Below are 10515 nucleotides of genomic sequence, written 5' to 3' on the forward strand. Positions count from 1 at the left end.
CTGAGGGCCTATAGCTCAGTTGGTTAGAGCAGAGGACTCATAATCCTTTGGTCCACGGTTCAAGTCCGTGTGGGCCCACCAAACAAGAAAGCCGCGTTCATACGCGGTTTTTTTTCGTCTGACGTTTAGTTAAGGAACCTGTAGGAGCGAGCTTGCTCGCGAAGAATCCAAGGGCGCCGCTGGGCATCTGGCTTTACGCGTAATCGTTCACGACCTTCGCGAGCGAGCTCGCTCCTACAGGGAGCGGGCCCGACTTATTTCCAACCGCTCAAGCATTTCACGGGTCAACACGATCTCATAGGTGTCCGCCGGCCTGCCCCATTGCTCCACGAGCACCATGCGATCTACCAGACTCTCTCCCAGCTCGGTAATGGTCTCGGACAGCATCTCGACGATTTCCTGAGTCCGCATCCACAGGCAATCATTGATCGCTTTCATCTCGGTCGTGATGCTGTCGGACGACGCTGGATCGGTATCGGGATAGGCGATGTTACGCAGCAGATGCTGAAGCTCCCTGATCTTTGCGTAATCCTGCTCCGCCCCCTGCTCGCCTTTGAGGATGGCTGTGGCTTTCGGCTTGTCGACGCGTTTTCCGGCTGAAGGTCTTGAAGGCAGTGTCTGCGCCATTGCGCCAGCCAGGAGCACCATCATCCGGGCTTCCAGGTGCTCCTTCATGGTTTCTATCGACGAAATCGGGCGCACCAGCGTAATGCAGGCCCCTCCCTGGTGCCGCAAGTCCATGGTCACCGTCAAGGTCACGCCGCCCGTGGCAAAGCCCAGGGCGCGGGCCACGACGTAGTGGCCCATTTCGTGATGGGCGATCTGCAGGGCATGATCGCGTACTGCGGGGGGCATCTTCCTCGTCATATCCATTGCCTCGGAACCTTCGTTCTCGCATTCGACTACGAGTGACGGTCGCTGTCCATCCTGATGCCCCGCGCAATGTGGGAGCGAGCCTGCTCGCGATGGATTTGAAAGCACCGCGCCTATACAGGAAGCACGCGTTATCGTTCACGACCTTCGCGAGCGAGCTCGCTCCTACCTCACCTTATTTGGGCAAAGCGTAGGCAATCACATAATCCCCACGATCGGTCGACTGACGCGCACCGCCCACCGTCAGCAGGATGTACTGCTTGCCGGTTTTCGGCGAAACGTAAGTCATCGGCCCGGACTGGCTGCCCACCGGCAAGCGCGACTTCCAGATTTCGTTGCCGTTGCCGGTATCGAAGGCGCGCAGGTAGAAGTCCTGGGTGCCGGCGAAGAACAGCAGGCCCGATTGGGTGGCGAGTGACGCGCCGAGGGTCGGCATGCCGATCGGGATCGGCAGGTGCATGCGGATGCCCAGCGGGCCGGTGTCCTGCACGGTGCCGACCGGAACTTGCCACATCAGTTTGTGGGTCTTGAGGTCGATGGCGGACATGGTGCCGAACGGTGGTTTCTGGCACGGAATGCCGACCGCCGAGAGGAAACGCTCGCGCATGGCGCCGAACGGCGTGCCTTCCTGCGGCACCACGCCCATTTCGATGCCGCTGGCCCCGGCTTTGATCTTGTCGCGCGGGATCATGTAGTTGGCCAGGCCCAGGCGCATGTCGTTGACGAACATGTAGTTCGTGTTCGGATCGACCGAGACGCTGCCCCAGTTCATGCCGCCCAGCGAACCCGGGAATTGCAGGGCACGGTCCATCCCCGGAGGGGTGTAGACGCCTTCATGGCGCATGCCTTTGAACTGGATGCGGCACATCAACTGGTCGAACGGTGTGGCGCCCCACATGTCGGATTCGCTCAGGGTCTTGTTGCCGATTGACGGCATGTCGACCGAGAACGGCTGGGTGGGCGAATAGCGCTCGCCGGGGACCTTGCCTTGCGGCACCGGGCGTTCCTCGACGCGGGCAATCGGCACGCCGGTCTCGCGGTTGAGCAGGAAGATCTCACCCTGCTTGGTAACTTGCGCCAGGGCTGGCTGAGTGCCACCCTTGTCGTCCGGCACGTCGTACAGCAGCGGTTGCGCCGGCAGGTCGAAGTCCCACAGGTCGTGGTGGGTGGTCTGGAAGTGCCAGCGTACCTGGCCGGTTTTTACGTCGATGGCGACGATGGACGAGCTCCACTTGTCGTCGAACCCGGTACGTTGACCGCCAAAGAAATCTGGCGTCGCGTTGCCGGTCGGCAGGTACACCAGACCGAGTCTGGCGTCGTAGGACATGGCCGACCAGACGTTCGGCGTGCCACGGGTGTAGGTCTCACCGGCCGGCGGACGTTTGGTGGTGTTCGGATTGCCCGGATCCCATGCCCACACCAGCTCACCGCTGCGCACGTCGTAGGCACGAACCACGCCCGGCGGCTCGCCAGTGGAGTAGTTGTCAGCCACGCGGCCACCGACGATCACCACGTCCCCTGCAACCAATGGGGTCGAGGTCTGCTGGTAGTAACCGGGCTTCACTTCGCCCATGTCGGTGGTCAGGTCGACAGTACCGTGGTTGCCGAACTCTTCGCAGGGCTTGCCGGTGTCGGCATTGATGGCGATCAGGCGCGCATCGCCGGTCGGCAGAAACAGACGTTTCGTACAGGATGTTGGCTGATTGTCCGAAGAAGCCGGGGTTTCGGAGTAGCCCAGGCCACGGCAACGCTGCCAGTTGGGCGCGGTGCCTTGCGGGTCGAACTTCCAGCGCTGGGCGCCGGTGTCGGCATCCAGGGCGAAGACTTTGCCGTAGGCGGTGCAGGTGTAGACCGTGTCACCGATTTGCAGCGGGGTGTTCTGGTCTTCGGCACCGGCACCGGTGCTTTGCGGGATGTCGCCGGTGCGGAAGGTCCAGGCGACCTGCAACTTGTCGATATTGGCTTTGTTGATCTGGTCCAGCGCGGCAAAGCGATTGCCGGCGGTGGTGTTGCCCCAGTGAGCCCAGTCTTTCTGCTCGGTGCCCGGCGCGACCGGCGTTACCCCAGGCTCAACGGTGGCCTTGACCACATGGGTCGGGACGAACATGTAGGCCATCGTCGCAACGACGCCCACGCCCAGAATGCCGGCCAGACCGTAAGCACCACGCCCGCCGGTCGCGCCCGAAGCGCGGACCAGGGTCGGATAGATCAGCGCCACAACCAGGCCGATCACAGCGAAGGTCAGTACCCGCGAGACCAGCGGCCAGTATTCGAGACCGGCATCCCATACCGCCCAGATCGCCGTGAGGACCAGCGCCACACCATACAGCCAGGCGCCGAGCGGCTTACGCCGGGCGATCATCCACCCGGACACCAGCATCGCCAGGCCCATCAGCAGGAAATACCCACTGCCACCGAGCGCGATCAGATAGCCACCGCCACCGGCCAGGCCGAGCCCGATCAGAGCAATCAGCACACCCAGCCCCGCCAGCAACCATTTGCTGCCGGCGGCAGCCCCAGAATTGTTCATGTCGGAAATTTTCCCCATTTGTGACAAGCCCGGAATAATGTACTAACCAGTTACTTATGGCAATTTGTCGCAGGCACAAATGTCATGAACGGTACCCAGGCCAGATCAGGGATCCGTCGCGAGCGCCGTACAGAATCTGCCTGTAACATGCTTGCGCACTGATCCATACCGCTGGAGATAACCCTTTGCCTGACACTCGCCCACCCGTTCTCGATGAAATCGACCGCCAGTTGATTGCCGCCCTGCAGATCAACGCCCGCGAGAGCGTGGCCATGCTGGCCCGGCAACTGGGCATCGCCCGCACCACGGTCACCTCGCGCCTGGCTCGGCTGGAAAAGGCCAAGGTGATCACCGGTTACGGCGTACGTCTCGGGCAGCGAGTGGTGGATGGCGGGTTGCAGGCGTATGTCGGGATCACTGTGCAACCGCGTTCCGGCAAGGAGGTGTTGCGACGCCTGAGCGCGATGGCGCAGGTACAGCAGCTGTGTGCGGTGAGTGGCGAATTTGATTATGTGGCGTGGTTGCGCACTGATTCGCCGGAGCAGCTGGATCAGTTGCTGGATCAGATTGGCAGTGTGGACGGGGTGGAGAAGACCACGACTTCGATCATCTTGAGCAGCAAGATTGATCGGGGGCAGCCGGTTTGAGTTTGTACCGGTGGATTTGAGGTACCCGGTCGGACCTCTTCGCGAGCAGGCTCGCTCCAACATTGGACAGTGTGTAGCAATAGATCGTCATATTGATATGTGATATGGCAAAACGACGACACTTTGCGTCTTATTAACGTGTTCCGTGCTCTCTAGAATGGCTGGCATCTTTTCCTATACTCAGATGCGCATTCCGCGTCGGGTCGCCAGCAAGGTCAGCCATGAACAAGAACAATCGCCATCCTGCAGACGGTAAAAAACCAGTCACCATTTTCGGCCCGGACTTTCCCTTCGCTTTCGACGACTGGATCGAGCACCCGGCTGGTCTGGGCAGCATTCCCGAGCACAATCACGGCGCCGAGGTGGCGATTGTCGGCGGCGGCATCGCCGGCCTGGTGGCCGCTTATGAGCTGATGAAGCTGGGTCTGAAACCGGTCGTCTACGAAGCTTCGAAAATGGGTGGCCGTCTGCGCTCGCAGGCGTTCAACGGCGCCGAAGGCATCGTTGCCGAATTGGGCGGCATGCGCTTCCCGGTGTCGTCCACCGCGTTCTATCACTACGTCGACAAACTGGGTCTGGAAACCAAACCTTTCCCTAACCCGCTGACCCCCGCGTCGGGCAGCACGGTAATCGACCTCGAAGGCCAGACCCATTACGCACAGAAGCTGTCGGATCTCCCTGCACTGTTCCAGGAAGTGGCTGACGCCTGGGCCGATGCCCTTGAGGCCGGCTCGCAGTTCTCGGATATCCAGCAAGCCATTCGCGACCGTGACGTGCCGCGCCTCAAGGAGCTGTGGAACACCCTGGTGCCGCTGTGGGACGACCGCACCTTCTACGATTTCGTCGCCACCTCCAAGGCGTTCGCCAAGCTCTCGTTCCATCACCGCGAAGTATTTGGCCAGGTCGGCTTCGGCACCGGCGGCTGGGACTCGGACTTCCCCAACTCGATGCTGGAAATCTTCCGCGTGGTGATGACCAACTGCGACGATCATCAGCACCTGGTGGTCGGCGGCGTGGAACAGGTGCCGCAGGGGATCTGGCGTCATGTACCGGAGCGTTGCGTGCACTGGCCAGAAGGCACCAGCCTCAGCTCCCTGCACAACGGCGCACCGCGTACCGGCGTGAAGAAGATTGCCCACGCGCCGGGTGGCCGTTTCGCCGTCACCGACAACTGGGGCGACACCCGCGAATACGCCGCGGTGCTGACCACCTGCCAAAGCTGGCTGCTGACCACCCAGATCGAATGCGACGAAACCCTGTTCTCGCAAAAGATGTGGATGGCCCTGGACCGCACCCGCTACATGCAGTCGTCGAAAACCTTCGTGATGGTCGACCGCCCGTTCTGGAAGGACAAGGACCCGGAAACCGGCCGCGACCTGATGAGCATGACCCTCACGGATCGCCTGACTCGCGGCACCTACCTGTTCGACAACGGCGACGACAAGCCGGGGGTGATTTGCCTGTCGTACTCGTGGATGAGCGACGCACTGAAAATGCTCCCGCACCCTGTGGAAAAACGCGTGAAACTGGCGCTGGATGCACTGAAAAAGATCTACCCGAAAGTCGACATCGCCGCGCGGATCATCGGCGATCCGATTACCGTGTCCTGGGAAGCCGACCCACATTTCCTTGGTGCATTCAAAGGCGCCCTGCCCGGCCACTACCGCTACAACCAGCGCATGTACGCGCATTTCATGCAGGACGACATGCCGCCCGAACAGCGCGGGATCTTCATTGCCGGCGACGACGTTTCATGGACGCCGGCCTGGGTCGAAGGCGCGGTGCAGACCTCGCTCAACGCGGTGTGGGGCATCATGAAACACTTCGGCGGTGCAACTCACGCCGAGAATCCGGGTCCAGGCGATGTGTTCAACGAGATCGGTCCGATCGCCCTGCCCGAGTAAGAGGAATCCGAAATGCGCGTAGCCCTTTACCAATGTCCGCCGCAGCCTCTGGATGTCGCCGGCAACCTGCAACGCTTGCAGCAGCTTGCGCTGGAAGCCAAGGGTGCGGACCTGCTGGTGCTGCCGGAGATGTTCCTGACCGGCTACAACATCGGCGTCGATGCCGTCAGCGTGCTGGCGGAGGTGTACAACGGTGAGTCGGCGCAGCAGATCGCGCGCATTGCCAAGGCGGCCGGGATCGCCATCTTGTATGGCTATCCCGAGCGCACTGCCGACGGCCAGATCTACAACGCCGTGCAATTGATCGACGCCAATGGCGAGCGCCTGTGCAACTACCGCAAGACGCACTTGTTCGGCGATCTCGATCACTCGATGTTCAGCGCAGGTTCCGACGAGTTTCCCATCATTGAGCTCAACGGCTGGAAGCTCGGTTTCCTGATCTGCTACGACCTGGAATTTCCGGAAAACGCCCGACGCCTGGCCCTGGCCGGTGCCGAGCTGATTCTGGTGCCGACCGCGAACATGATTCCGTTCGATTTCGTCGCCGATGTCACCGTGCGCTCCCGCGCCTTCGAAAACCAATGCTATGTGGCTTACGCCAACTACTGCGGCCATGAAGGCGACATCCGCTATTGCGGTCAAAGCAGCATCGCCGCACCGGATGGCAGCCGCATCGCTCAGGCAGGCCTTGATGAAGCATTGATTGTCGGTGAGTTGGATCGTCAGTTGATGCTCGACTCCCGTGCCGCCAATCGTTACTTCCTCGATCGCCGCCCTGAGCTTTACGGCGACCTGAACAAGCGCTAGTCCACTCTAATCCGCTAGCATTGGCACTTCACTGTTCTGGAAGTGCCCATGCCCGCGCTGAATCACCCTCGCCCCCACACTGAAACCCTGGCCAATGGTCTACGGGTGACCTTGCGTCATGCCCCGAACCTGAAGCGCTGCGCAGCAGCGTTGCGCGTCGCTGCGGGCAGCCATGATGTGCCGCTGGCGTGGCCCGGCCTTGCGCATTTTCTTGAACATCTGCTGTTTCTGGGGACTGAGCATTTTCCCGCAGGGCAAGGGTTGATGGCCTACGTCCAGCGTCATGGCGGGCAAGTGAATGCGCGGACCAGCGAACGCACCACGGACTACTTTTTCGAACTGCCGCCCCAAGCGTTTGCCGGTGGGCTGGAGCGTCTGTCAGACATGCTCGCCCATCCGCGCATGAATCCGGACGACCAGCAACGGGAACGGGAAGTGTTGCAGGCGGAATTTGTCGCCTGGTCGCAGGATGCCGCAGCACAGCAACAGTCTGCTTTGTTCAGCGGGCTTGGCGAGGCTCATCCATTGCGGGGTTTTCATGCCGGCAATCGTGACAGTCTGCCGCTGCAGCTACCCGAGTTTCAGCAGGCGTTGCAGGACTTTTATCAGCGGTTTTACCAGACCGGGCAAATGACCTTGAGCCTGGTCGGGCCACAGAGTCTCGATGAATTGAAGGCGATGGCCGAAGCCTTTGGCAACGTCATTGCCAAAGGCGAAACAGTCACTCAACAGCCTCCGGCGCCACTGATGGATGCCTCGGCCAACAGTTATCAACAGGCTGGCGAGCGGCGCCTGGATCTGCTGTTTGCCCTTGAAGCCCTGCCCGAACTTTCTGCCGAGGCGCTGGCGTTCCTGTGCCACTGGCTGAACAGGGCAAAACCCGGCGGCTTGTTGGCGGACCTGCGCGAACGCGGGCTGGCCGATCAGCTGAAGGCCCAGCCGCTGTACCAGTTCGCCAGTCAAGCCTTGCTGCATATCGAATTCACCCTGCCCGCCGCGTCCCCGGCTACAGGCATCCGCGAATGCCTGATGGACTGGCTCGGCTTCTTTGCCGAACAAGACTGGCGCCCATTGCGCGAAGAGTACGCCACCCTGCTCCAGCGCCAGCAGCAAGTCAGCAGCGCCTTGCAACTGGCCCGACTGGACAGCGAACAACGTGAAGTCGGGTTAACCGAGCCAGGTGTTACAACCCTCAAACAGATCCTCAAACAAATCGGCGCTGTGGATAACTTCAGCGGCCCATGGCAATTGCCGACACCCAACCCGTTCTTGCGCTCCGAAGCACCGGCACCCAACGCCGGATTGATTCGCGGCCAGACCAGTGCCCACCGCGGCCTGCGCACGTTTGCCCAGGACCGTTCGCGCAGCCGCCGTGAACGTTCGCCGATGCAATTCAGCCAGGCATTCCCGGACAACGCTGTTGAAGGTGCGATCTATCTGCGCTGGCGTCTGGGCTCGACTCCCGGCAGCCACCTTCAATCACGACTGGAAAACAACCTGCAACCGTTGCGCGAAGACGCGTGTCAGGCCGGTGTGGATTTTTCCTTCAGTGCGTCGGGCAACGAATGGCTACTGAAGTTGAACGGGCTACAAGAGCCGATGCCCAGCGTCCTGGAGCATGCGCTGAAAGAACTGACACAACCTGATGCCGCTGCCTCACAAGCCGAACCGACGAGCGTGGCGCTAATACCGATTCGGCAACTGCTCAAGGCATTGCCCGATCACTGCCTTGCGCACACCGCGAACTCGGATGACTTGCAGCAACTCTGGTCGAGTGCGCGATGGGATGGGCTGGCCGTCGGGTTATCGGCTCAGACTCAAGCGGCCATGGGTCTGGCCCTGAGCCGCATACCCGGCACGCCGGACAATCAACTGACGCCGCCCGCTTCGATCCATTCACAGCATCTGTGGAGCCATGTCGATACCGCCTCCAGCGAGCACGCGCTGCTGCTGTTCTGTCCGACAGCCACCCAGGCGATAGCCGACGAAGCCGTGTGGCGGTTGCTCGCTCACCTCTCCCAGACGCCGTTCTACCAGCGCCTGCGGGTGGAGTTGCAATTGGGTTATGCGGTGTTCAGCGCCCTGCGGCAGATTCACGGGCAAACCGGGCTGCTGTTCGGCGTGCAATCGCCTAGCGTTGCGCCGATGGAGCTGCTGCAACACATCGAGCAATTCCTGAATCAATTGCCGGACCTGATCCAGGCGCTCGACGACAGCACCTTCAACGCTCAACGCCAGGCTCTGGCGGATCAATTTTCCAGCGCCGCACTCACCACCGGTCAAGCGGCCGAATTGCTCTGGCAGGGCAAGCTGGCCGGCCACTCGTCGGAATATCTGACGCAATTGCCCCAGTCCATTGTGCAAATTGATCGGGCTGCTCTACTGGATATGGCCCGACGCCTGAATCAGGCCGAGGGCGGCTGGCGCTGCCTGGCCAGCTCGGCCAGCCCGGGTGAGCCATGGCAAGCGGCAAAATGATCATTACTGGGGCTGCAAGGAGCTTTCTCAAAGTTTCACGGGCAATTTCTTTGAAATTTTGAGTAACATAGCAACCTAACTATCTGGAACATCTCTGACTTGAGGTGGACTATATCTATAGATAGCGCTATCCCACCCTACATGAAGGAGTTCGATTTATGGCCTGGACCAAACCTGCTTACACCGACCTGCGTATCGGCTTTGAAGTCACCATGTACTTCGCAAGCCGCTAATCTCTGCTTTGGCAGATGAGCAGCACAACGCCTCGGTTATCCGAGGCGTTTTATTTTCAGCGTTGAAATGATGGAGCGCCCATGTTTGTCCAGATTCTAGGTTCCGCTGCCGGCGGCGGTTTTCCCCAGTGGAACTGCAACTGCGTGAACTGTGCAGGCTTTCGCGACGGTAGTCTGCGGGCCAAGGCGCGGACGCAATCATCCATCGCGATTTCCGATGACGGCGTGAACTGGGTGCTGTGCAACACCTCCCCGGACATCCGCGCCCAACTCCAGAGCTTCGCCCCGATGCAGCCGGGCCGGGCCCTGCGCGATACCGGGATCGGCGCGATCATCCTGATGGACAGCCAGATCGACCACACCACCGGCCTGCTCATGCTGCGTGAAGGGTGCCCGCATCAGGTCTGGTGCACCGACATGGTCCACGAAGACCTGAGCAGCGGCTTTCCGCTGTTCAACATGCTGACCCACTGGAACGGCGGGCTGAACTGGAACCGCATCGAACTCGACCGCAGCTTCAGCATCCCGGCCTGCCCCAATCTGCGCTTCACCCCGTTGCCGCTGCGCAGCGCCGCGCCGCCGTACTCGCCGCATCGCTTCGACCCGCACCCGGGGGACAACATCGGCCTGATCATTGAAGACCTCAACACCGGCGGCAAACTGTTCTACGCGCCGGGCCTGGGCAAGGTGGATGCGCCGCTGCTGGAGATCATGGCCGGCTGCGATTGCCTGTTGGTTGACGGCACCTTGTGGGATGACGATGAAATGCAGCGCCGCGGCGTCGGCACCCGCACCGGCCGGGAGATGGGCCATCTGGCGCAAAACGGCCCCGGCGGCATGCTCGAAGTGCTTGAGCAACTGCCTGAACAGCGCAAGGTGCTTATCCACATCAACAACACCAACCCGATTCTCGATGAGGATTCGCCGGAGCGGGCGGAGCTGGATCGGCGCCAGGTTGAAGTGGCTTTTGATGGCATGAGTATTGTGCTGTAGCTAATGGCCCCAGACGCCAGATCAGGCACTAAAGAATCCACCGGTTGTAC

8 protein-coding genes and 1 tRNA gene are annotated in these 10515 nt (G+C 61.0%); 7 read left to right on the top strand and 2 right to left on the bottom strand.

Annotation, left to right across the window (positions count from 1 at the left end; all coding sequences use genetic code 11):
* Nucleotides 1-4: 4 nt before the first annotated feature.
* Nucleotides 5-81: transfer RNA gene (locus RS887_RS09005), tRNA-Ile, on the top strand.
* Nucleotides 82-234: 153 nt separating this feature from the next.
* On the opposite strand, the gene RS887_RS09010 is transcribed toward RS887_RS09005, so the two are convergent.
* Nucleotides 235-867 (bottom strand): peptidase M41, encoded by a 633-nt coding sequence (locus tag RS887_RS09010; RefSeq protein ID WP_322615276.1) that lies wholly within the window; start codon nt 865-867, stop codon nt 235-237.
* Nucleotides 868-1048: 181 nt separating this feature from the next.
* Entirely contained in the window at nt 1049-3403 is a 2355-nt protein-coding gene (locus RS887_RS09015) for a glucose/quinate/shikimate family membrane-bound PQQ-dependent dehydrogenase (RefSeq protein ID WP_322615082.1), read from the bottom strand.
* A 185-nt stretch (nt 3404-3588) separates the two neighbouring features.
* Between RS887_RS09015 and RS887_RS09020 the strand changes: the two genes are divergently transcribed.
* The 6 genes from RS887_RS09020 (at nt 3589) to pqqB (ending at nt 10465) form a co-directional block, all read left to right on the top strand.
* A complete protein-coding gene (locus tag RS887_RS09020) occupies nt 3589-4050 on the top strand; it encodes an Lrp/AsnC family transcriptional regulator (RefSeq protein WP_007980298.1) in 462 nt (153 codons plus the stop codon).
* 221 nt (nt 4051-4271) lie between these two features.
* Nucleotides 4272-5954, top strand: a complete 1683-nt coding sequence (locus RS887_RS09025; protein WP_322615083.1) for a flavin monoamine oxidase family protein — start codon at nt 4272-4274, stop codon at nt 5952-5954.
* Nucleotides 5955-5966: 12 nt separating this feature from the next.
* On the top strand, nt 5967-6761 hold the full coding sequence (locus tag RS887_RS09030) for a carbon-nitrogen hydrolase family protein (protein WP_322615084.1): 795 nt from the start codon (nt 5967-5969) through the stop codon (nt 6759-6761).
* Nucleotides 6762-6809: 48 nt separating this feature from the next.
* Entirely contained in the window at nt 6810-9239 is a 2430-nt protein-coding gene (gene pqqF, locus RS887_RS09035) for a pyrroloquinoline quinone biosynthesis protein PqqF (RefSeq protein WP_322615085.1), read from the top strand.
* A 158-nt stretch (nt 9240-9397) separates the two neighbouring features.
* Nucleotides 9398-9472 (top strand): pyrroloquinoline quinone precursor peptide PqqA, encoded by a 75-nt coding sequence (gene pqqA, locus RS887_RS09040; RefSeq protein WP_003444522.1) that lies wholly within the window; start codon nt 9398-9400, stop codon nt 9470-9472.
* Between the two features lie 81 nt (nt 9473-9553).
* Nucleotides 9554-10465 (top strand): pyrroloquinoline quinone biosynthesis protein PqqB, encoded by a 912-nt coding sequence (gene pqqB, locus RS887_RS09045; RefSeq protein ID WP_322615086.1) that lies wholly within the window; start codon nt 9554-9556, stop codon nt 10463-10465.
* The last annotated feature ends 50 nt before the right edge of the window (nt 10466-10515 follow it).

The organism is Pseudomonas sp. BIC9C (assembly GCF_034541995.1).
Taxonomy (GTDB): Bacteria; Pseudomonadota; Gammaproteobacteria; order Pseudomonadales; family Pseudomonadaceae; genus Aquipseudomonas; species Aquipseudomonas fluorescens_CC.